The 23,343-nt window shown below is 62.9% G+C and carries 19 protein-coding genes; 5 read left to right on the top strand and 14 right to left on the bottom strand.

All coding sequences use genetic code 11. The features are described 5' to 3' along the window. Positions 1-32: 32 nt before the first annotated feature. The 4 genes from GR328_RS24670 to GR328_RS24655 all read right to left on the bottom strand — a co-directional run bounded on the left by GR328_RS24670 (position 33) and on the right by GR328_RS24655 (position 5,708). Entirely contained in the window at positions 33-857 is an 825-nt protein-coding gene (locus GR328_RS24670) for an alpha/beta fold hydrolase (protein ID WP_160888315.1), read from the bottom strand. A gap of 342 nt (positions 858-1,199) precedes the next feature. After that, positions 1,200-4,121: an ATP-binding protein gene (locus GR328_RS24665; protein ID WP_205790284.1), complete on the bottom strand. Its 2,922-nt coding sequence runs from the start codon at positions 4,119-4,121 to the stop codon at positions 1,200-1,202. A gap of 172 nt (positions 4,122-4,293) precedes the next feature. Further along, a complete protein-coding gene (locus GR328_RS24660; RefSeq protein WP_160888324.1) occupies positions 4,294-5,202 on the bottom strand; it encodes a LysR family transcriptional regulator in 909 nt (302 codons plus the stop codon). Between the two features lie 68 nt (positions 5,203-5,270). Next, on the bottom strand, positions 5,271-5,708 hold the full coding sequence (locus GR328_RS24655) for a DoxX family protein (protein ID WP_160888313.1): 438 nt from the start codon (positions 5,706-5,708) through the stop codon (positions 5,271-5,273). 190 nt (positions 5,709-5,898) lie between these two features. Here GR328_RS24655 and GR328_RS24650 point away from each other — a divergent pair, with 190 nt between their 5' ends. The 4 genes from GR328_RS24650 (at position 5,899) to GR328_RS24635 (ending at position 9,660) form a co-directional block, all read left to right on the top strand. Next, a complete protein-coding gene (locus GR328_RS24650; protein WP_160888312.1) occupies positions 5,899-6,831 on the top strand; it encodes a ring-cleaving dioxygenase in 933 nt (310 codons plus the stop codon). A 96-nt stretch (positions 6,832-6,927) separates the two neighbouring features. Further along, entirely contained in the window at positions 6,928-7,548 is a 621-nt protein-coding gene (locus GR328_RS24645) for an alpha/beta hydrolase (RefSeq protein ID WP_160888311.1), read from the top strand. A gap of 53 nt (positions 7,549-7,601) precedes the next feature. After that, a complete protein-coding gene (locus tag GR328_RS24640) occupies positions 7,602-8,549 on the top strand; it encodes a ring-cleaving dioxygenase (protein ID WP_160888310.1) in 948 nt (315 codons plus the stop codon). Positions 8,550-8,715: 166 nt separating this feature from the next. Then, the gene (locus tag GR328_RS24635) at positions 8,716-9,660 is read left to right on the top strand and encodes a pirin family protein (protein ID WP_160888309.1); all 945 of its coding nucleotides are present in this window, start codon (positions 8,716-8,718) and stop codon (positions 9,658-9,660) included. 420 nt (positions 9,661-10,080) lie between these two features. On the opposite strand, the gene GR328_RS24630 is transcribed toward GR328_RS24635, so the two are convergent. Then, positions 10,081-10,977, bottom strand: coding sequence for a bestrophin family protein (locus tag GR328_RS24630; protein ID WP_160888308.1), 897 nt, complete (start codon positions 10,975-10,977; stop codon positions 10,081-10,083). An 861-nt stretch (positions 10,978-11,838) separates the two neighbouring features. On the opposite strand from GR328_RS24630, the gene GR328_RS24625 reads away from it, so the two are divergent. After that, complete coding sequence (locus GR328_RS24625; RefSeq protein ID WP_160888307.1) at positions 11,839-12,966, top strand: lysyl oxidase family protein; 1,128 nt, start codon at positions 11,839-11,841, stop codon at positions 12,964-12,966. 92 nt (positions 12,967-13,058) lie between these two features. On the opposite strand, the gene GR328_RS24620 is transcribed toward GR328_RS24625, so the two are convergent. The 9 genes from GR328_RS24620 to GR328_RS24580 form a co-directional block, all read right to left on the bottom strand. Then, a complete protein-coding gene (locus GR328_RS24620; RefSeq protein WP_246216079.1) occupies positions 13,059-13,811 on the bottom strand; it encodes a Crp/Fnr family transcriptional regulator in 753 nt (250 codons plus the stop codon). A 319-nt stretch (positions 13,812-14,130) separates the two neighbouring features. Then, positions 14,131-15,165 carry an Ldh family oxidoreductase gene (locus GR328_RS24615; protein WP_160888305.1) on the bottom strand — a complete coding sequence of 345 codons (1,035 nt, stop codon included), beginning with the start codon at positions 15,163-15,165 and terminating at the stop codon, positions 14,131-14,133. 186 nt (positions 15,166-15,351) lie between these two features. Further along, a complete protein-coding gene (uxuA, locus tag GR328_RS24610) occupies positions 15,352-16,548 on the bottom strand; it encodes a mannonate dehydratase (RefSeq protein ID WP_160888304.1) in 1,197 nt (398 codons plus the stop codon). Positions 16,549-16,573: 25 nt separating this feature from the next. Then, positions 16,574-18,070, bottom strand: a complete 1,497-nt coding sequence (locus tag GR328_RS24605) for a mannitol dehydrogenase family protein (protein ID WP_160888303.1) — start codon at positions 18,068-18,070, stop codon at positions 16,574-16,576. A gap of 16 nt (positions 18,071-18,086) precedes the next feature. Further along, positions 18,087-18,806 carry a GntR family transcriptional regulator gene (locus tag GR328_RS24600; RefSeq protein WP_160888302.1) on the bottom strand — a complete coding sequence of 240 codons (720 nt, stop codon included), beginning with the start codon at positions 18,804-18,806 and terminating at the stop codon, positions 18,087-18,089. A 7-nt stretch (positions 18,807-18,813) separates the two neighbouring features. Then, positions 18,814-20,091, bottom strand: coding sequence for a TRAP transporter large permease (locus GR328_RS24595; protein WP_160888301.1), 1,278 nt, complete (start codon positions 20,089-20,091; stop codon positions 18,814-18,816). Next, a complete protein-coding gene (locus GR328_RS24590) occupies positions 20,091-20,591 on the bottom strand; it encodes a TRAP transporter small permease (RefSeq protein ID WP_160888300.1) in 501 nt (166 codons plus the stop codon). The genes GR328_RS24595 and GR328_RS24590 overlap by 1 nt, the downstream gene beginning before the upstream one ends. 104 nt (positions 20,592-20,695) lie before the next feature. Then, positions 20,696-21,691: a TRAP transporter substrate-binding protein gene (locus tag GR328_RS24585; RefSeq protein WP_160888299.1), complete on the bottom strand. Its 996-nt coding sequence runs from the start codon at positions 21,689-21,691 to the stop codon at positions 20,696-20,698. 58 nt (positions 21,692-21,749) lie between these two features. Beyond that, positions 21,750-22,772: a Zn-dependent oxidoreductase gene (locus tag GR328_RS24580; protein ID WP_160888298.1), complete on the bottom strand. Its 1,023-nt coding sequence runs from the start codon at positions 22,770-22,772 to the stop codon at positions 21,750-21,752. Positions 22,773-23,343 lie beyond the last annotated feature (571 nt).

Raw genomic sequence — 23,343 nt, 5'->3', positions numbered from 1 at the left:
CGACCAGCGCACCGATGACCGGTCGGGCAAGCTCAGGCTCTCACGAAGGCCAGGAGGTCCTCGTTGAGTTGATTCTTGTGGGTTTCGGTGATGCCGTGCGGCCCGCCCGGATAGACCTTGAACGTGACGTCCCTCACGAGCCGCGCGGACGCGCGTCCCGCCGCATCGATTGGCACGATCTGGTCGTCATCCCCGTGCAGGATCAGCGTCGGTCTGTCGAAGGTCTTGAGGTCGTGTGTGAAGTCGGTTTCCGAGAAGGCCTTGATGCAGTCATAAGTATTCTTGTGGCCGGCCAACATGCCCTGCGCTCGGAAGGACTCGATGAGGCCCTGGGAAGGCTTGGCGCCGGGCCGGTTGAACCCGAAGAACGGTCCCGCGGCGAGGTCCCGGTACAGGTCGGCACGGTTGTTCAGCGAGGCGGCGCGGATCCCGTCGAATACCTCGATGGGCGTGCCGCCGGGATTGGCCTCGGTCCGCAGCATGAGCGGAGGAACTGCTGCGATCAGCCCGAGTTTCGCGACGCGTTTCGTGCCATGGCGTCCGACATAACGGGCAACCTCGCCGCCCCCGGTGGAGAAGCCGAACAACACGGCCTCCTGCAGATCAAGCCATTCCATCAACTCGGCAAGGTCATCTGCGTATGTGTCTATGTCGTTGCCATGCCAAGGCTGGCTGGAACGACCATGCCCGCGGCGATCATGCGCGATGCAGCGGTAGCCGTTGGCGGCCAAGTGCAGCATCTGCGCTTCCCAGCTGTCGGCGTTCAAAGGCCAGCCATGACTGAAAACAACCGGAGGGCCGCTCCCCCAGTCCTTGAAGTAGATCTGCGTTCCATCCCCGGTGGTGAGCATCGTCATTGGACCGGGTCCTCACGTGATAGGTTGATCAGCCCGGGCCATGCGGACGATGGCTCGACCAAGTTGTTCGCATCCTCCTGTTCCAAGGAGTTGTTGGCCTGCTGCTCCCGGCGTGAAGTGCGCCCCGGGAGGTCTGCGTGGATCATCGCGTTTTCGTTGGGGCCGCCGATGTCCGCAGTCACAGTGCCTGGATCCGGTCCGGACAGGGAGTTAATCGCCGTGAATTTCCGTGAAATGGCGCAAATGCGCGGCGCCCTCGCGAGCGGGGTCGCTTCCGGCGACCCTGGGAGGCGTCGGGCGAGGCTTGGAATCGCTAAGGGAGCTCCTGTCGGCGGGATCCGGTCAGGAGAGGGAGGACCGGGTGCTTCTTCGGGCCGCGAGGGCCTTTGCGAGAGCCGCGGCTGCGGCGACATCGGCCGTCCGGGAGCCCTCCTCGAATTTGGCGAGGACCGGGGCGAGCAGGTCGAGACCGTCCTCAGGGCGTTCCAGCGACCTGTACAGTCGTGCCAAGCTGGTCGCGGTCCGCAGTTCCCAAGCGAGCGCTCCCTGCATGCGCGCCAAGGCCAGCGAGTTCGCAAAGGCCTGCTCGGCCGCCTCCGATTGCTCTGTCGGGCCGCGAAGCAGGATCTCGCCTTTGACGCGCATGAGTTCGGCTCTGCACCAATGTTCTTCCTTCGCTTCGCTTCCGGCCAGCGCCTCCTTGATCACCGCCATCGCTTCCGCGACCCGGCCCGCCGCCGCGAGCCCTTCCGCCAGGGCTGCTTGAAAGGGCGAATGCTGCACATGGAAGGCCGTCGCCGACAGCTCCGTCAGGGCGGTCTTCAAGAGTTGCGACCCCGCTTCCGCGTCTCCTCGGGCGATCAGCATCTGGGCGCTGTAGGCCCGTACCCAGTTGCCGTAGTTGACCTGACGTTTCGTGAGCTCCTGGAGGCGGTTAACGAGGCGCTCGGCCGCGGAACGATGCCCGGTCAGAAGCGCCAGCCGACAACCGCAAAGGGCGACAGCGGCGAACTCCGAGGAGTCATGCTGGAGCGCACTCGTCTCATCGACGATGTCCAACGCGATGCGCATGGCTCTGTCCGGGAAGCCCTGCAGCCAGAGCGTGTGCGCAAGAACAGCGGTCGCTGCGGCGCGCTGGTCGAAGTGGTAGCGGGCAAGATGCGACCGGTCGGCCGGCGCGACATACCGGGCCAGCATCTGCTCGACCACGCGACGGGCGTCGGCCAGTTCGCCAAGGGCCCAATGCGCCGCGCCGGCCATCCGCAAGCCAATCAGAACGTCATCGTCGCGGCCCGCGCCCCTGGCGATCTCCTGGAAGCGATGCGCGGTCGCGAGGCCTTCGCTGTGGGGGCCACTCGTATAGTGGTGGAGCCACAGCCCCCATAACGTCCGCAACTGGTAATCAACATCGCCCAAGCGCCTGGCGATGGCGAGGGCGGCCGACCAGGCGACTTCCGTTTCCAGGCTGGCTCCCCTGATGTTGATCGTGGCGCCCGCCAAGGCGGCATAGAGCTGCATCTCACGACGACCACCCTGGGCGGCTGCCGGTCCAAGCGCAGTCAGGGCGCGCTCCACGCACGCGCGACACTCCTCCAGCAGGGACAGGCTCAGCCAAAGCGGAACGGCAGCGGCCGTGAGCGTGGCCCCGAGATTGCGGTCACCCTGCGCGGAGAAGCACCAGTCCAGGGCAGCGCGCACATTGCTGATCTCCGAATCGCTCCGCGTAAGGGACGGTTCCGACGCAGGCCCGGGGTCGCCCGCGGGACGGGAGAGGGCCGCCGCGAAAAATTCGGCATGGCGGCGCGCGAATTCGAGGTCCTCGCCACTGTCTGAGAGCTTCTCCCGCGCATAGGCCCGCACGGAGTCGAGCAGCCTATAACGGATCGTCGGCGCCCCCTCCGCCACAACGAGCGATTTCAGCACAAGGTCGGCCACGATGTCCGCGAATTCCGCCGGAAGGAAGTCTGCGCCCGCCACGGCGGTCGCCGCCGCCAGCGAGACCGCTCCTTGGAAGACCGCGAGCCGCCTGAGCACGGTGCGTTCCATGGGCGAGAGTATCTCGTAGCTCCAGTCGATGGCGGAGCGAAGCGTCTGATGGCGCTGCAGCGTGGTCCTGCGCCCGCTCGTCAGGACGCGGAAGCGGTCATCCATCAAGGATGCCAGGCCCGCGATCCCGAAGGCGTGCACCCGCGCCGCCGCCAGCTCAATCGCCAAAGGAATGCCATCCAAGCGGCGGCAGATCTCGACCAGCAGCGGGACCTCGGTCTCCAGGAGCGCGAAACCATCGTTGCTGGCCTTCGCCCGCAGGAGGAACAGCTGCAGGGCCGGGTAGGCCAGGGCCGCCTCGTGAGAGAGGCTCCCGCCTTCCGCGGGGAACGCGAGCGGCGTCACATGGACGACGTTCTCCCCCTCGGCGCGCAGAGGCTCGCGGCTCGTCGCGATGACGCTGATGGCCGGGGCCTCGATCATGATCTGTTCGGAGAGTCTGGCGGCAGCCTCGATGAGATGCTCGCAGTTGTCGAGCACCAAGAGCATCTGCTTGTCGCGCAACGTGGCCAGCAAGCCGGGAAGCGGGTTCTCCGACCGCACCGGGTGGCCCAGGGCCGAGGCGAGCGCCGTGGAAACGAGCCGCGGATCCTCCAACGTGGCGAGCTCGACGACCCGGACCCCATCCGCAAACCTGTTGGCGTTCTGGGCGACGGTGAGAGCCAATGAGGTTTTGCCCACGCCGCCGGGGCCGACCAGCGTCACCAGCCTTTGCGACAGTTTCGAGTCGACCAGGGCGACGAGCTCCTCCCGGCCCACGAGCTGCTTCAGGAGTAGGGGGACGTTCAGTGCGGTCGGCGCCGGACCTGGGTTGAAAGCGGGCTGTTTGGCCGGCGCCTCCGTCGCTGTCACATCGACCGAAAGCGAGTAGCCTCGGCCCGGGATGGTGACGATATAGGGTTTGCCGGAGGAACTCTCGCCAAGGGCCCGTCGCAAGGAGGAAACCTGCACCCGGAGATTGCTCTCGTCGACGAACAACCCCGGCCAGACGACACTTGAGATCTCATCCTTGCTGACGATCTCGCCTGCCTTGCTCGTCAGGACGAGGAGAATGTCATAGGCACGGCCGCCCAGCGCGACCGGTTCGCCATCCTGCAGCAGCAAACGTTGGGAAGGGAGGAGCCGGAACGGACCGAAAGCGATCTCGGAAGCGTTTCTAAGAATAGTTTCCGAAACGGGACCCTGATCCTGCCGCTCGGAGTGACCTTTCTCATGCAACGGCAAGCTCACTGGTTCGTCCCCTGCCTTGATCTATTGATGCTCTTGCTGCGCGGGATCCGGCAGAAGCGAAGACTGAACGACTGGAGCGTGAATCCTCTTGCTGCCATCTGGAACCGAGTCTGCGCATACCTTCCGCGTCAATTCAATCTCTCCCGGTCGGCTTGTCCGTTCACAAGCCTTCGATGAGATTCCGTTGCGGCGCGATCTCCGCCGCCAGGAAGTCGAGGAGCACCCGCACGCGCGGGGACTGACGCAGGTCGGAATGGGTGAGGAGCCAAAGGCCTGCCGAAAAGTCGGGATTGAGCGGACCAATCCGGACGAGCCCCGGCCGGGCATCCCCGATGAAGCAGGGAAGGTGGCCGATGCCGAGCCCCCGCTCGACGGCCTCGGCCAAGCCGAGCACCGTGTTGACCTTGTAGCCGATCCGCTCCGGCGGCACATGCTCGCGCACGAACCTCACGGCCTTGAGCATCGCGAGATTGTCGCTGAGGGACACCCAGTCGCGGTCATAGAGGCTCTCCGGATCAAGAGTTTCGGGATCGGGGAAATCGTCCGCGCGGCCATAGAGCGCCCAGGCGATGGTGGCGGCCCGCCGGCCGACGAGGTTCTCGGGCGGGCTGTCGGTGGCGCGGATCGCCACGTCGGCATCCCGCTTCGACAGGTTCAGCTCCTGGTTGGCCAGCACCACGTCGAGACGCAGGTCGGGGTAGGTCTTGCGGAACTTCACGAATAGGGGGGTCAGCAGGTGGATCAGGAGCGAGTCGTTGGTGGTCACGCGCACCTCGCCCGCGGGCGCGATCTCCCGGCCGGCCATCTTGCGCGTGAAGGCGGTGATGTCCTCATCGACCCGCTGGGCCAGGGCGACCATCTCCTCGCCGGGCGTGGTGAGGGTGTAGCCGCTGCGGTGGCGCTCGAAGAGCTTGGCCCCGAGCGCCTCCTCGATCTGACCGAGCCGGCGGAACACCGTGGAATGGTTGATGCCGAGGAGGGCCGCGGCGGCGGGAAGGCTGCGGACATCGGCGATGGCCTTGATCAGGCGGAAATCGTCCCAAGCCAGGTTCTTGAACGGTTCGCCCATGACGATCTCCCAAAAGACGTGCGGCTGCCGGCGCAGATCCGCACCGGCAGCTTCCATGGCCAGGCTTGTTACCCGATTCGCGGCCGGAGCGCGGGGGCGGAGTTGGCCGGCAGGGTCACGGGCTTGAGAGCGAAGGCGCCGTCACCGATCAGGACGTGGGCGATGGCCGCGGCGGCCAGAAACGCTGGGTACTCCCAACCGCCGTTGGGGGCGTTGAACACCCAACCGTTTGGGGCATGGACGAGCAGGGCTCCGAGCAGGACCGGCAACAGCGCCACTGAGAAGATGCGGGCGTAGAAGCCGGTCAGGATGGCGATGCCGCCGATCAGTTCCGCCAGGATGATGGGCCAGGCGAGGAAGGGCGGGAAGCCGACCTGGCCGAGGAAGCCGGCGAAGCCCGGCGCCGTGAACACGGCGATCTTCAGATAGGCATGGGCGATGAACATGATGCCGAGGGCGGCACGGATGGTGAAGGCGCCATAGGGGGCAAGGCGGTTGTGGATCATGGGTCTGTCTCCGGGACCGGGTCTGGTCCGATGGCGACAAGGTTGATCCTTTCGTTGATGCAATTCAACACGTCGCAGTGCAGTCTTGAAATTGCATCTGCGCAATCGAAACCGTATGGTATTCGGGCCCGACCGGCGTATCTCTGATGCAGCAACCGGGGCGGTGGTCGCCCCCTTCGAGGATAGATCAATGCGTCAGAACGGCATCCACCACATCACCGCCATCGCCGGCCCGGCCCAGCGCAACCTCGACTTCTACACCCGCACGCTGGGCCTGCGGCTGGTCAAGAAGACCGTCAACTTCGACGATCCCGGCACCTACCACTTCTACTACGGTGACGAGGCCGGCCAGCCCGGCACGATCCTGACCTTCTTCCCGTGGGAGCATGCCGCCCCGGGCCGGCTCGGGATCGGCGAGACCCAGGAAACCGTTTTCCGGGTGCCGGAAGGCGCCATCGGCTACTGGACGCACCGCCTCGTCGAGAAGGGCGTGCCGCATGAGGCGCCGCAGAAGCGCTTCGGCGAGACTGTCCTGGCCTTCAAGGATCCCGATGGCATGCGGCTGGCCTTGGTGGCCATGCCCGGCATCGAGGCCGAGCCCGCCTGGAGCACCGGCGAGATCCCGGTCGAGCATGCGATCCGCGGCTTCCACGGCGCCAGCTTGCTGTTGGACAAGGCGGCTCCGACCGGCGCCATCCTGACGGATGTGTTCGGCTTCACCGAGGTGGCCCGCGAGGGTTCGCTGGTTCGGTACAAGGCCGGGGACACGGCGCTGGGCGGCATCGTCGACCTGCGCGAGGCGGGTGGTTTCCTGCCGGGCCGTCCGGGCGCCGGCACGGTCCACCACATCGCCTTCCGGGCGACTGATGATGCGGCGCAGGCCGACATGGTCAAGAAGCTCGCCGAGAACCACGGCATCCGCACGACGGAGCAGAAGGACCGCGACTACTTCCGCGCCGTCTACTTCCGCGAGCCGGGCGGCCTGCTGTTCGAGATCGCCACCGACGCGCCGGGCTTTGCGGCCGACGAGCCGGCCGAGTCCCTCGGCCGGGCCCTGAAGCTGCCCCGCTTCCTGGAGCCGAACCGCGACCAGATCGAAGCAGTCCTGCCCAAGGTCGCCTGACCCAACGCCAACCCACCCTGCGCCCGACCCATCCGGGCGTAGGGACCTTTCCCTTTCCGCATTGGCAGGGCTGTCAAGACCCTGATCGAGGTTGCCATGACCACGACGACCGAACTCCCGTTCATCCATCGCTTCACGCCTGCCCCGGCGCCGGGCCACCCGCCGCTCCTGCTGCTGCATGGCACCGGCGGCAACGAGGACGACCTACTGCCGCTCGGGCCGATGCTCTCCCCTGGCTCAGCGCTCCTGTCGCCGCGCGGCAAGGTGCTGGAGGGCGGCATGCCGCGCTTCTTCCGCCGCCTCGCCGAGGGTGTGTTCGACGAGGAGGACGTGCGCCGCCGCGCCCACGAGCTCGCCGACTTCATCGCCGAGGCGCGGGAGGCCTATGGTCTGGCGGCGCCGATTGCGGTCGGCTTCTCCAATGGCGCCAACATCGCCGCCGCCGTGTTGCAGCTCCGTCCGGAGGCTCTGGCCGGGGCCGCCCTGTTGCGGGCGATGGTGCCGTTGCAGGATCCGCCGGCAGCCGACCTCACTGGAAAGCCGGTGCTGATCCTCTCGGGCGCTTCGGACCCCATCGTGCCGGCGGAGAACGCCAAGCGGCTGGCCGCCACGCTGAAGGCGGCCGGGGCCACCGTCGAGCACCGGGTGCTCCCCACGGGTCACGGTCTGTCACAGACCGACGTGGCCCTCGCCAAGGCCTGGATCGAGCAACTCTAGCCATTCCCGGCAGGCGGGCTGTTGGCCCGCCTCGCCCGACAAGGACACCAATCATGCAACTCACCGGCATCCATCATCTCACCGCCGTCACCGGCAACGCCCCCGCCAACCACGCCTTCTACACCCAGACCCTTGGCCTGCGGCTGGTGAAGAAGACCGTCAACCAGGACGATGTGACCGCCTACCACCTGTTCTATGCCGACGGGCGCGGCTCGCCCGGCACCGACATCACCTTCTTCGACTGGCCCGTGGAGCGGGAGCAACGCGGCACGCACAGCATCACCCGCACCGGCATGCGCGTCGCCGGGGCCGACACGCTCGCCTGGTGGAAGCGGCGCTTCCAGGACCTCGGCGTCACGCACTCCGAGGTCGTCGAGCGCGATGGACGCCTCACCCTCGACTTCGAGGACTTCGAGGGCCAGCGCCTCAGCTTGATCGACGACGGCGGGCAGGGCGAGCAGTCCCATCCGTGGGAGTGCAGCCCCGTGCCGGCCGAGCACCAGATCCGCGGCCTCGGGCCGATCACGATCAGTGTGCCCGAGCTGGATTACACGGATCTCGTGCTCACCAAGATCCTGGGCATGACCCGGGTCCGTGATTATGCCACGCCCAGCAATGCGGAAATCCGCACCCACGTCTACCAGATGGGCACGGGCGGCGCGGCGGCCGAGCTGCACGTGTCCGTCGAGCCCAACCTGCCCGCGGCCCAGCCTGGGGCCGGGGGCGTCCACCACGTGGCCTTCCGCATCCCCGACGCCGACTACGAGGCCTGGGCCGAGCGCCTCAACCATGTGCGCATGCCGTCGAGCGGCCCGGTCGACCGCTTCTGGTTCCGCAGCCTGTACTTTCGCGAGCCGAACGGCATCCTGTTCGAGATCGCCACCGACGGGCCGGGCTTCGCCGCCGACGAGCCGATGGACACGCTCGGCGAGACGCTGTCCCTGCCGCCGTTCCTGGAAGGCCGGCGCCAACAGATCGAGGCGGACCTCGCGCCGCTTTGATTCCTCGGATGGGCTTCCGGGCGAGCGATCCAGGCCGCGAGGCTGGGTCGCTCCTTGGTCCCCCAAGGCCCTGGTCCTAAGTCAGGGGTATTCCTCCAACAGGGTTCCCGAGGCATCGGGAAGCCGGACGCACCCAACCGACCCGTGCTGGTCAAGGAGACATCTGATGAGTTGGAACCACGCCGACGATCCGCAGCCGGGCGACAAGCTCGCCTGTGACGCCATCGAGACGGTCATCGTGCCCCGGGCGCGCGACCTCGGCAGCTTCGAGGTGCGCCGGGCGTTGCCCTCGGCCCAGCGGCAGATGGTCGGCCCCTTCATCTTCTTCGACCAGATGGGACCGTCCGAGTTCCTGCTCGGGGCCGGCATGGATGTGCGGCCGCACCCGCACATCGGGCTCTCGACCGTCACCTACCTGTTCGACGGCGAGATCATGCACCGGGACTCATTGGGGACGGCGCTGCCGATCCGCCCGGGTGAGCTCAACTGGATGACGGCCGGGCGCGGCATCGTCCACTCCGAGCGGACCGCGCCGGAGGTGCGCGCGACGGGTTCGAAGCTGTTCGGCATCCAGAGCTGGGTGGCGCTGTCTGCGAAGGACGAGGAGACCACGCCGGACTTCGTGCACTACGACGCCGGCCGGATGCCGGTGCTCGATGGCGACGGCAAGACGGTGCGGCTCATCGCCGGCTCGATCCTCGGCGCCACTTCCCCGGTGAAGACGTCCAGCCCGATGTTCTATGCCGACGTGGCGCTCCAGGCAGGAGCCGCGGTGCCGCTGGATCCGGACTACGACGAGCGGGCGATCTACACCGTCTCGGGCGAGGTCGAGATCTCGGGCGACGTGTTCCCGTCCGGCCAGCTGCTGGTGTTCCGGCCGGGGGACCGCATCACGATCCGGGCGCGCAGCGATGCCCGCTTCATGATGCTCGGCGGCGAGCCGATGGATGGTCCCCGCTTCATCTGGTGGAACTTCGTCTCGTCGCGCCAGGACCGCATCGAGCAGGCCAAGGCCGACTGGAAGGCGGCTCGCTTCGACTCCGTTCCCGGTGACGAGGCCGAGTTCATCCCGTTGCCCGAGCCGCCGCCCCCGCCGGTGCGCTATCCCTAGCCGAACTTTAAAGTGTCGCCTTCCCATTTGCGGGACCAGAGCGTGTCTGAGCGACTCGAGGTTGCTAGACATTTCAAGTGGCCTCTCTCCCGCAGAAACGCTGTCATGCCTGTGGGAGAAATGTCGTGCTCGGCATTAGTTAGCCAAGACATTATTTGAGTAAGGCATGAATGTCGGATTATGGCACTTCTCGGAAGTACGCTGATGTTCAGCAATGGCCCAATGAGCGGACCAACACATGGCCCTACGTGAAGGCCCTCATCGACCCAAAGCGGCCCTACCTTCCGACCGGATCTGTGGCGTTCCAAGGGGGCATGGACGTATGAGAACTCCCGCCTGATACGCCCGGCGGAAAGTCCGTTCTGATCGCGGGGAAGTGGTGGTTCAGTTGAAGTTGATGGAAGTTGAACGACAATCCGCCTAAGTCAGGAGTTGATCAACTGGCTCCAGGAGGGGAGGCAAGTCTGTTCGTCCGAGCGCATCCAGCAGTTCGCGCTCAACCACGCGGATCATGGCATCTAAGGGTAGATCGTTCATCTCCTGCCCGAATGGATCCTCAAGCTCATCACCAAGGGCATCCAGACCAAAAAACGTATAGCAGATGGTGATCACAAGCAGAGGCGTCCACCAGCCGAGCGCTCCTGCCAACGCGAATGGCAGCAAGACGCAGAAGAGATAAGCAGTCCGGTGCAACAGAAGGGTGTAAGCGAAGGGCAGGGGCGTTGCCTTGATCCGCTCGCAGCCCGCCTGGACGGCACTCAGGGCACTCAGACGTTGCTCGAGCACTGAATACCGGATGTCGCTGATCGTGCCGGTTGAGGTCAGTTGGGCGCATTGGCGCCCGATCTCGCGCAGGACCGAATCGGTCGGGTTCGGTCCGGCGGCTGCGATATCCTCGCCGGCCCAGGGCTTCATTCGGCTGGCCTCATCTTGGTCACGCAGCCGGGCTGCCAATCCATGCGCAAAGCCACACAAGCCAAGCAGAAGCGGTTCGCGCCGCGCCACATCGAGATCGATCGTCTGGCGAGCAAACGAGCGCGTTTCGATGATGAGCTGGCCCCAGAGCTTGCGAGCCTCCCACCAGCGGTCATAGCAGGCGTTGTTTCGAAAGCTCATGAAGATGGATAGGGCAATACCGATCAGCGTGAACGGCATGGCACCGAGCTGGGCGAAGACTTCAGGGTGCCAGCGGACCAGAAGAACAGCCAGAACGGACACAACCCCCATCACCGCCATATGGGGCGCGATCCGCGGGACGATCGACCCGCGCAATGCAAAGAGGATGTCCCAGAATCTTGGCCTGTCCCGCACGATCATCGATCTACCACTGTGTGCCGTTGAAATGATGCCGCTCTAAGGATCCGGGCCCTGCCCGGTCAATCATCCAAGAGGGGGAGCTGCTTGTCGGGATGGTGTCGTGCTGGCACTAGAACCCCCAGCCCCCGGTTTTGGAGACCGGTGCTCTAGCCGATTGAGCTACACTCCTGGATGGTTGTTCCACCTGAACTGACCGGACGCGAGGTCTTATGCGGTGAACGCACCATAGCGTCAGGCTTCAGGTTGGCTCTCGCGTGGGCGTACTCAGATGCCATATGAGCGAGCCTCCGCAATTCGATAGCGGCTCTTAGCGCCTCCTTTCGCGCGCAGATCCGACCTTCACCAGACGCTCGGATCTGCTGCTGTTGATCCCGAGCAGACCTTCAGCCTTCCGCATTGCTGTCGAACGGCCCACGCAGTGCCGCATCGCCCATCAGACTGGCTCTCGCTTTCTCAGGCCGCCAGAGCGCCTATGACTGCGCTATCATCCAAGCGTTCAAACGCTGCCAGCAGCTCGGAGCGAACGGGGATTGGCGATCCAATCGACGGGCCCAAAGGCATACGCTGTGCCACCTTCGACCACAAAGTGGATCAGATCGAGGCCGCAGAGGCCATTTGCAACGCCCATCTCTTTTCAGTTCGCCCAGAAGCTTACCCAACACAGGGAATGATGGCTGCTGGACGACAGCCCAGGAACTATCCCTAAAAACCTACCGGTAAGCGGGTAGTCTTACTGTAGGATAATTTATAAGCTATTCATATACTGAATATTACTTGACGAGTACTGCTCGCAAGTTTGTGATGCCCCTAATGGTTCACTCAGTAAGGTTTGTGGGGGCTTCTCTCTCAGAGGGTCAGAATATGCATGAGCTCGAGATCCAGGGCGTTGACCTCATTCCATCCGTGAAAGACTTCTACATTCGCACCGAAACATTCAGCAGCGACAGTGGCGATGTTAAGGATGGCGCAGTCACGCCAGGCACCCACACCGTCTTGCGCTTCGACACCATCATCACAAACATGGGAACGAACGACTTCGTCGTTGGAGACCCGGAAGACCATCCAAACTGGTTCGAATGGTCGACGTCACATAACCATTATCACTTCCGAAAATTTAACCAGTATACTCTGACCGACATTGAAACGGGCAAGAAGTTTGAAGGCGCGAAGCAGTCGTTCTGCCTCGAAGACACGATTCAAGTGAGCACCGCGTCTTCGGTGAGGGATCAGCCTTTTTTCACCTGCAGCAATCAGGGAATCTCCGCGGGCTGGGCAGATGTGTATCACGACCGCTTGCCGGGCCAATACATCGTTATCGATGGCATTCCCAACGGTACATACAAGCTGACGATCACGGTTGACTATGGCACTATGATCCCGGAAACCAACGAGCAGAACAACACGGTCGAGGCTACCCTTTGGATTCAGGACGGCGTGGTAAGGGCTTTGACTGACGACGGCATGGCCATTGTTGGCACGTCGGGCTATGATACGCTGACCGGCACCTCAGGTCCTGACACGATCCAGGGGCTTGCAGGACGAGACACACTTTCGGGTCTTGCTGGCGACGATCGTCTGGAGGGTGGCAGTTACAGTGACCGGCTTAACGGCGGGTCGGGATCAGATGATCTCTATGGCGGAACCGGGGCGGACTACTTCATCTTCTCGAGCGGCTCATCTCCGAGCACCACGTCGGGGGCGGACACTATCTGGGACTGGAACGTGGCGTATGATTGGATCGACATGCCTCGTGCCGGTAAGTCCTCGAATTACGGTGAGGCTGCCACAAGCGCGACAACAATCGAAGCCGCCCGAGCGCAGGTTGAGCGCACCGCACTGCGGAACGAGGACCACGCATTCCTCTACAACAGCACGACCGATACAGGTTATCTTCTCTCAGACTTGAACAGAAACGGCACCTTCGAGACCGGCGTTATTATGGTTGGAGCCGGATCGTCCAGAGATATGAAATACTCGGACATACTCTAGGGTGTGTCATCGCTTGATCCAATCGGGTGTAGCGGCGAGGCAGAGAATACCTATGAAAGATGATGCGGTCTTTTCGTAGCGACGATGCGATCTCACCGGCGTGGCTTGGGGGTGGGGGCGGCGAACCAGACAGATCGTGAAGGTGGGCCGTTGCCGTGATCCGGCTCGGCAAAGGTGCCCGGCAGCAGCGTCTCGAAGCGGAAACGGATCTTGCGGTAGCACTCGCAGGCGGCTTGTTCGAGCTTGGTACGGTCGAGCACCACGATGCCGCCGCGGTATTGCTCAATCAGGCCCCTGCCTTGCAGGCCCCGCAGGGTCGCACTGACCGTGGAGCGCTGCACGCCGAGCATCTCGGCCAGAAACTCATGCGTGAGGGGCAGGGCATCCTGCTTCAGGCGGTCGTGCGTGTTGAGGAGCCAGCGGCAGCAGCGCGCCTCGACCGGGTGCACCGCATTGCACGCGACCGTGTGATACGCCTGGGCGAGCAGCGCCTCGTTGTAGGCGAGCACCTGCCGCTGCAGAGCAGGACGCGTCCGGATGGCCTCGTGCATGTGGTCCAGAGGAATTCGAGAGACGGAGCCGGGGATCTGCACGACATAGCGCCCGAAGGCCTCGCGGCTGACAAAGGCGCTCAGCAGGCCGAACAGCCCCTCGCGTCCGAACATCGCCACCTCGGCCAGACGGCCGTCCTCCATCACATCGACGAGGGACACGATGGCGTCATGCGGAAAGTAGGTGTAGCGGATGGGATCGCCGGGTTCATAGAGCACGGTGCCGCGCGGCAGGATCACGGCCTCAAGAGAGGGCTCAAGAAGGGCAAAATCCTCCAGATCCAACGCGGCCAAAAACCGGTTGGCCCGGTGGTCTGAAGGTGATCCTGGAGCCACCGAGGGGCCGCGTCGTCCTTCTGACGGCATGATCTTCTCGCAGATAGAAGCAATCCTCTTGTCGACATAGACAACGCGGCGAAGGTTAACTTGTTTAGCCCGGCAGGAGCTAGCTCCAATGTCTCATTATGGCACATTTGTGAAGTAGGCCGAATGTCTGCTGACAAAGGAGACAACAGACATTCCCGAGGCGTTCGCAGTTTCCTCGGATGACCCGGAGCGGACCTCTGCTCCTCTGCCAGGGCTGGAGCACATCTCTTATTCAATAGCTCGTGTCTTACTCCGCCAGCTCGAGAAACTCTGCTGTTTGCAGGTCTACGGGGATCCCGGTCCGCGCACGCTCGGCTTCGACAGCCCATTCCCGGTCACCAGGAGCCATGACGCTCTGCCCCTCCCGTGCGGTGCTCGCGCGCAGATCAGCCGTATAACGGGCGATTGCCTCGTCGAAGATAGCTCTTCCGGCGAAGCGATCCGGGTCAATGGCCAGACAGAAGTGGCCCATTCGGCGGGGTGTCTCAAAATCCTCGGTCTCCGCCATCCGGATCATGAGATGATCGAGAGTGCTGCCCGTCAGTACGGCCGATAGCAGTGTCACCAATCCGGCCAAGCCAGCACCTTTGAAGCCAAAATCCGTGCCACCCAGCGGCATCAGCATCTCAACGTTCGCTGGGTCTCTGGTCGGATGGCCTGACTGATCCGCGGCCACGCCATCAGGAAGGGTCCTGCCCAGAGTCTGATACAGAAAGACTCGGTTGAGCGGGATCGACGAGGTGGCCATGTCCAGAAGCCATGGCCTTTGGTTTGGAACAGGTGCGCCGATCGCCATCGGGTTGGTTCCATGAAACCGCTCGGCCCCGCCATGCAGGGCGACGATGGCATCCGTGTTCGACATCGAAACCGCGATCATCCCGGCTTCGGCGCCCGCAAGAGCATAGGCTCCCGCGGCCCCGTAATGGGACGAGCGCACCACCCCGACGGCCGCGACGCCGGCCTCCTTAGCCATGCCGCAGGCCAGCTCTATAGCAGCGTAGGCTGCAGCGTGCCCCAAGCCGTCATCCGCATCGAGAAGAGCCGCACCCGCCGCCGTGCGATATGCCTTTATCGCAGGGTTGGGGTTCACACGTCCACCGCGGAGTACCTTTGCATAATGGGCGGCCAAGCGGACCCCATGACTGTCGATACCAAGGCGTGAGGCATGAAGCATCGCACGGGTGGCTGCCCCTGCTGTCTGCTCGTTGGCGCCAGCGTCCCGGAGCGCAGCCAAGGTGCGCACTTCCAGAACGTGCTCAGGTAGGAAAACAACGTCGTTCATTCCGACCTCGTAAGTTAGCCCGCTACCGGAGCAGAGACAGGTGGAGCGATGTCCGGCGATGGTCCAACCGGCTGGACCATCAGCAAACGTCAATGCCGATCCGCTGGTTTCGACATCCGTACAGAGTTTCCGAAGTCTCAGCGCAGCGATGCTTGCGGCAGCGGGTAACCGTCGGCAAGAAAAATCCTAGAGCGGCAGGTCGCGGAGGGCTGAGACGGCTGTCATCACGCCGCGAAGCTCGGCAAGGCCGCGCAAACGGCCGATGGCAGGATAGCCCGGGTGGGTCGGCTTGCCCACATCGTCCAGAAGCTCGTGGCCGTGGTCGGGACGCATAGGGATGCGCCACTGCGCATCTCCGGCATCCTTGCGGCGCTTCTGCTCCTCGAGAAGCACTGTTACCAAAGCCACCATGTCGGTATCGCCGCCGAGGTGATCCGCCTCCATGAAGGAGCCATCCGGCTCCTTGGCGACGTTGCGCAGGTGGGCAAACCAGATGCGGCTGGCGAACCGCCTGGCGATGGCCGGAACATCGTTGACGGGATTGGCCCCAAGCGACCCGCTGCATAGGGTAAGGCCGTTTGCAGGGGAGCCGACTGCGTCAAGGATGAACCCGATGTCGTCCGCATTGGACACGATGCGCGGCAGGCCCATGAGCGGGCGCGGCGGATCATCGGGATGGATGCACATCCGGATGCCGACTTCCTCCGCTGTTGGGATCACCTCGCGCAGGAAGCGGGCAAGGTTCTCGCGCAGCGCCTTGGCGTCGATGTCCCGGTAGCGGTCCAGCATGACGCGCAGGCCAGGGATGTCGTAGCGGTCGTATGCGCCCGGCAGCCCGGCCATGATGTTCGACAGAAGCTGGCGCCGGTCCGCTTCCGATGAGCGGTCGTACCAATTCCTTGCCCTCTCTAGGATTTCGGGTGAATGGTCCGCCTCCGCACCGACGCGCTCAAGCATGAAGCAGTCGAAGGCGGCGAATTCGTGCGCATTGAAGCGCAGGGCCGTGCCGCCGCCGGGAAGAGGGTAGGCGAGTTCGGTGCGAGTCCAGTCCACCACAGGCATGAAGTTGTAGCAGATCGTGGTGATGCCGCATTGGGCCAGATTGCGCAGCGACTGCCGGTAATTTTCGAACAGGGGCGTGAGGTCGCCTTCGCCGATCTTGATGTTCTCGTGGACGGGCAGGCTCTCCACCACGCTCCAGCGCAGGCCAAGCGAGGGATCAGCCGTGATGAGCGCCTTGCGCTTCTCGATCTCCTCGATGCTCCAGATGACGCCATAGGGGATGTGGTGCAACGCCGTCACGATCCCCGTCGCGCCGGTCTGACAGATATGGGAAAGCTGAACGACATCGTCAGGGCCGAACCAACGCCAGGTCTGTTCCATGGTGGTAACCTCGTAAGAGCCGGACTCAGAAACCGGCAGAAATGAGCTCCGCTGCGGCATTTCGGGCGCCGCGCGTAAGAAGCTGGGTGTAGGCGGCTGTCAGCGCATCCACGAAGCGGGCGTCGCGTGACAGATCGGAACCGAAGATCGCTTCAATCTCCACAACAGCTCGAACCCGGTCCTGCGGTGCGTTGCCCGCATGGTCGAGAACAGTCCGGAGATGGAAGGCGAGGGGATCGCGGACGTCGATCTCGCGCCCGCTCTCGTCAATGCCGCCGACGTAGCGCAGCCACGCCGCCACGGCGAGCACAATCCTCGGCAGCGGCAGATCGCGGGAGAGACGCTCGCGGGCCGTCGCGAGCAACCGCTGCGGAAGCTTCTGCGACCCATCCATGGCAATCTGCCATGTGCGATGCCGAATTGCCGGGTTGGAGAAGCGCTCGAGGAGCATTCGTGCATAGTTGGATAGGTCGGTACCGGGTGGGGCCGGAACAACAGGAATGATCTCCTCTCGCCAGAGCTCCTGGGCAAAGGCGCGCAAAACCGGATCCTCCACCGTGTCCGCGATAGTCTCGTGACCCGCCAGATAGCCGAGGTATGCCAGAGCTGAGTGGGCACCATTGAGGAGCCGAAGCTTCATGTGCTCGTAGGGAGCAACGTCCCTGACTAGTTCGACTCCGACGCGCTCCCACCGCGGGCGAGCGTTCTCGATGAACCGATCCTCGATCACCCATTGGCGGAAAGGCTCATGCACGACGGGTGCCGCATCCGCTAGCCCCGTGAGCCGGGCGGCCTCTGCGATATCCTCAGCGGTCGTTGCCGGAACGATCCGATCCACCATGGTGGACGGAAAGGAGGCATGGGTTTCAACCCAGGTAGCGAGCCCGCAATCGCGCAGGGCGGCAAAATCGCTGACGAGGGATGCGAGCAGGCGCCCGTTTGAAGGAAGATTGTCGCAGCACAGAACCGTGAAGGGGGCCATGCCTTCATCTCGTCGGCGCTCCAGAGCCGCCAGAATAAGGCCTACAGCGGTCCGCGGCTCGCCCGGATGCTCAAGGTCATGGCGGATATCAGGGTGATGTTGCTGCAGGCGCCCTGTGGCCGGGTCGATGCAATAGCCTTTCTCGGTCACAGTCAGGCTGACGATCTTCACGCGGGCATCAGCCATAGCCTCCACCACCGCGACAGGATCTTCCGGGGCCACCATCACCGAGTTGATGCAGCCCACAATGCGCGCCGACACGCCCGTGCGATCCTTTTGCAGCGCAGTATATAGCCCTGCTTGCGGCATGAGACGGTCGCGCTGATCGGGACGCTGGAGGCTGACACCTGCAATGCCCCAGTCACCGATCTCGGCGGCGTGGAGTTCCTCCGTATAGAGCGCCTGGTGGGCACGGACGAAGGCACCAAGGCCAAGATGAACGATACCGGTGCGAAGTCGGCTGCGGTCATAGGCTGGGCGCTGCGTTCCGGCCTTGGCGAGGGCGAGAGTTGCCGGAGAGAGAAGAGGGCGCTCCGCCATCCTAGGTTCTTGCTGATTAGACATCGTTAGCGATCAGATCCGGGTGCTCGGCGGCCAGTTGCTCTGTAATCTTGAGCACCTCGGAGAGGTGGACGCGCATCGCTGCTTCAGCCTCCTCAGGACTTCGGCTCAGAATGGCCTTGAGGATCTCTCTGTGCTGGCGGATCAGGGCCTCGACGGGTGTCCTGACGGGTAGGCTGAGAAAGCGGATCCGATCGAATTGCGACTTTTCTCGCTCCAGCACCGACCAGATCATGGAAATACCGATGTCATCAGCAATAGCACGATGGAAGGCGTCATCCGCAAGAGTAAAATGTTCGGCGTCCGTCTGGGCCTTTTCCTGATCGGCTAGTGCTGCCGTGATCTTTTCCTGGGCGGCTGATGAAAGACCCCGCTCAGCCGCGCGCCGGACGATCGCGATTTCCAGTGCTTCGCGTACAAACCGTGCTCGCTGCATGGAGGCGAGGGAAATACGGCTCACGAAGCTGCCGCGCTGAGGCAAGACCTCAATCAATCCCTCTTCTACCAACCGGATGAGGGCCTCGCGTACTGGGGCACGACTGGTGCCGAAGCGCAAGGCAAGCTCATTTTCCGATAGCCGCGTGCCGGGGCGGAGGCGGAGGGTGACGATATCATCCCGGATTTGCTCCCGGATGCTGCGCACGGTTGCAGACGGTAGCGAAGCCGCCGTGCCTCGCGCACGTTCTCTATTGGCGTGCATGCTTGAAGAGGACATCAGCACCTCACTTATAGAAGATGCTTGGGAGCCACAGCGAGACTTCCGGGATGTAGGACACAATGAAAAGGATGAGAATGTTGCACACCAGGAAGGGGAGGATTGCGCGGGAAACCGCAGCCAGAGAGACCTTCGCAATGTTTGCTGCAACGAAGAGACACACTCCTACAGGCGGCGTCGTCAGGCCAATCATCAGGTTGAGCACGGCAAAGGTCGCGAAATGGATAGGGTCGATGCCAACTTTCACGGCAACCGCCAGCAAGGGCGGAATCAGGATGATCAGCGCTGCGATGGTTTCCATGAAGGTGCCGACGATCAAAAGCAGGATGTTGATCAGGAGGATGATCACGTACTTGTTCGTGGTGAGCGACAGCATTGCATCGGCGATCATCTGGGGGATCTGCTCGCTTGTGAGAATCCAGCCAAACACGTTCGCTAGTCCCACCAGAAGAATGAGAGCTCCCGACCCGATGGCACTCTCAAGGAGGATGTTCGGGAGATGGGTCAGTTTGAAGCCTTTGTAGATGAACAGGCCGACCACGAACGCGTAGAGCGCTGAGATGATGGACGCTTCGGTCGGCGTAAAGAAGCCACCGACGATGCCGAACAGGATGACACCGGTCATCAGAAGGGCCCAAAGCGCACCCCTGCTGGTGGCCAGAACGTGACGGACTCCGCCCCAGGCACCTTTCGGGTAGCCGCGCTTGCGGGATAGGATATAGACCGTCAGCATCATTCCGAGGCCAAGCAAAAGCCCTGGGACGGCACCCGCGAGGAACATCTTACCGACAGACAGGCCCGTCAGGGTGCCGACGATGATCATTGGAACGCTCGGCGGGATGATCGGTCCCACGGTCGAGGCCGCGGCTGTCACGGCCGCTGCGAAGGGAGCGTCATAACCGGATTTGCGCATCGCCGGGATCATGACAGACCCGATTGAGGCCGTCTCCGCGACCGCTGTTCCCGAAATGCCAGCGAAGATCATTGAGCCAAGAACGTTGGCGAGACCGAGACCGCCCCGGATGTGACCGACAACGGCATTGCCGAACCGGACAATCTGGTCCGTGATCCCGCCGCCATTCATCAGATTGCCGGCCAGTACGAAACCGGGGATGCAGAGAAGGACGAACGAGTCCATGCCGGCGAACATGAACTGCGGTACCACGCTCAGGTCAATGTCGGCGCCGACAAGGTAAACGGCTGCGGCAAGGCCCAGCGAGATGCCAATAGGAACACCGAGAACGAGACAAACCGCGAAGGTCGTGAACAGAAGAGTGACTAGCATCAGACGAGCTCCCCATGGCTCGCGGGAGAGGGTTGGGCAAAGCCAAGGAGACGCGCCAGCGAGAAGAAGGCGAGAGCCATCGGGATGATGAGCGTAACGACATAGATCGTGATCATTGGAATATCGATGGAGCGTGCCCGCTCACCGATACTGCCCACGACGTAATCGTAGGCGCCGGGAATGATGGCGATCGAGAAGCCAAGGATGATGAGATCGACAATGCGGTCAACGATCCGTCGGGCCGACGCGGGAAGGGGCGCGACGAAGAGATCGACGTTAACGAGTTCGCTGCGAAGGACGGCAATGCCACAGGAGAACGCGACCAGATAGACGAGCGCGAAGCGGGCAACCTCTTCGGTCCAAGACGGTGACGGGAAGCCGGGAATGCGGCCAAGCACCTGAATTGCCACAACAGCAATGAGTACACTGAAAGCGGCAATCGTGCCATAGCGGCAGAGGGTGAGCACGGCCGACATTAAAGCGGCAAAGACATTGCGCATGACCAGTCTCGCTTAGATAGCATCGTCCCAATGGAAGGACAGTGTGCCTTGAGCCGTCTGCCTTTAGGACTGACTGCTCAAGGCCTTATTGGACTGAGTGTTTACTACTTCGTCGCGACGATTTCATCGTAGAGCGGCTTGATCTCGGCCGGGAGAGCGGCGGCAACAGCCTGCTGAGCCTTGGCGGCAAAGGCGGCCTTATCCGAGGCGACGAACTCCATGCCCTTTGCCTTGAGATCAGCCGCGAGCTGCTGCTCGTCCTTCAGGAACAGCTCACGCTCATAGGCCTGAGCGGCCTTGGCCGCCTCGGCTATCGCCGTCTGCTGCTCAGCAGAAAGACGTCCGAGCTTCTTGCTGCCACCAACGAGATAGATCCAGCTCAGCACGTGGTCGGTCTGATTGACGTACTTTTGGACCTCGTTGAGGCTCGCCGACTTGATCAGTGCGAGCGGGTTTTCCTGGGCGTCGATGGTGTGGTTCTGCAGCGAGGTGAACACCTCCGAGAACGCCATAGGCGTCGGCTTGGCGCCAAGAGATTCCCAGACCTTCACGAAAAGCGGCACGTTAGGAACGCGCAGCTTGAGGCCATTGAGATCATCCGGCGTTTTGATGGGGCGGTTCGAGGTCAGCTCACGCGCGCCGCGGGCGAAGTAGGCAAGAGGCTTGAGCTGGGTCTTGTCCTCAATGTTCTGCGCAATCTTCTGGCCGACCGGGCCGTTCACGACCTTGTCGAGGTGGTCAAGATCGCGAATGGCGTATGGGACAGCCAGAAGGGCCGCAGACGGAGCCCAGTTCTGCAGCGACTCGCCAGTGATCGTGAAGTCGACCGTCCCGAGCTGGATACCCTTGATCAGATCGGTTTCCTTGCCGAGTTGCTCGTTCGGGAAGACCTTAACCTCAATCTCACCGTTGGTGCGCTTTGACACCTCTTCGGCAAACCTTAGGGCGGCCTTGTGCCAGACATTCTCTTCATTGCCGAGGTGTCCCAGCTTCAGGGTTGTCTTGGCTTGGGCAAAGGACGGAGATGCGGCACCGAGTGCAAGCAGGGTTCCCAGAGCGCCAACAGCGGCGCGGCGGGTAAACTTTGACTGGCGTGACATTGATTTTCCTCCTTGTGGGAGCCGCGCCCTCTCTGGGAGCGGCCGGGCGAAGCATTTCTTACTCGCCAAAGGCGAGCTGAACTTTGATGGTGTCCTGGGGCCGCGTCTCAATCAGATCGAAGGCCGCCCGGGCCTCTTGGGCCAGGAAAGTCTGAGTGATCATGGCGGCCGGGTTGAGTTTCCCCTCAGCGAGCCAAGTGACGACCTGGGGCAGGAACTTGCGATTCAATCTTGAGCCAACCAGGGTCAGCTCCTTTTTGACGATTTCCTGCTGGCTGATGTTGCAGGGCGCTGGAGAGAAGCCGAGAAGACCGATGCGACCGGCCGGGCTTGCGATCCGGCAGGCCTCTTCCAGGAGGGCAGGGATCCCGGCACCATCGATCACTAACGTGGGGCCAAGACCTTCATTCTCGTCCTTGACGGCATCCGGAACCGATCGCACCCGCGAGTGGATGGTCACATCAGCACCGAGGGCGCGCGCCCGTTCGAGACGGGCAGCATCGATGTCGGCAATTAGGCAGCGGGCGCCATGTAGCTTGGCAACCTGAAGAACCGTAAGGCCAACAGTGCCGGCTCCATAGATGAGCACGGTGTCACCGGCATCAATGCCGGTGCGGGAAAGGACGTTGGCCGCAACAGCGAAGGGCTCGGCCAAAGCTGCAACCTCGAAGGGCATCGTGTCCGGCACTTTCACGCAGTTGATTGCCGGAACAACGAGCTTCTCGCGAAAGCCGCCGTCGCGATGGACGCCGAACACTTCAAGATTGCCGCAGACATTGGACCGTCCGAGCCGGCAGGCATAGCAGTGGCCGCACGAGACCACTGGATCGACGACAGCTCGATCGCCTGGAGCAAAACCTTCGACCCCTGCGCCTACAGCTTCAATGATGCCCGCGAACTCGTGCCCGATGACACGCGGGTATCGAGCAAACGGGTTCGAGCCGTGAAAGATATGGATATCTGAGCCGCAAATGCCTGCCCGTATGGTTCGCAGGAGGATTTCGCCAGGTCCGGGTTCTCCCGGCGCGGCAACCTCGCGTACCTCAAGGTGATGGGGTGACTGAACCGAGACAGCGAGCATAGCATCATCCTTGTCGACTAGTCGACCGGTAACGAGCGACAACATGAGGGTCAATTGAGATCTGTTTAGACTTTAGTCTAAAACGGATACGGCTTTCTGAACTCTTGGGAGGTGCCTGAGAGATTAGTTCCTAGGCTTGGCCGCTGGCACTGGCTCTCTCACCTAGCTTAGAGATAGACGCCGTTTTTAGGATGGGTTGCCATCGACCGTTATAAGCAATTTACGCAAACGAAACGTCGCCTTATGGCACTTTGCAGAAGTTCGAGAGATATCCGGAATGGTAGTACTAGCCGACCTTCTTCAGGGCTTGCTCCTCGGCCGCCGTCAAAGACGCTGAGCCTCTGTTCGAGACAGTCTCGTCGCATTTTGGATCCCCCTGGATGCTCTTCCGCGTCGGCACGCCTACACCAGTGCCGAACGGAGAATAAACGGGATGCAGGGTCAAAGGCTTTGGAGTGGCTCAAGCACGACTTGCGCGACGTTGAGCATGGCCCTTCCGACGAGGCACTGAGCGTGCTGATGGAAGACGCTGAGCGCCTCATCAAGCTGTACCTGGAACGCCCCGAGAAGC

It is taken from the genome of Microvirga makkahensis (assembly GCF_009830105.1).
Classification (GTDB): domain Bacteria; phylum Pseudomonadota; class Alphaproteobacteria; order Rhizobiales; family Beijerinckiaceae; genus Microvirga; species Microvirga makkahensis.
Note: the sequence above shows the minus strand (reverse complement) of the source record. Positions and strands in the feature narration are given on the sequence as shown.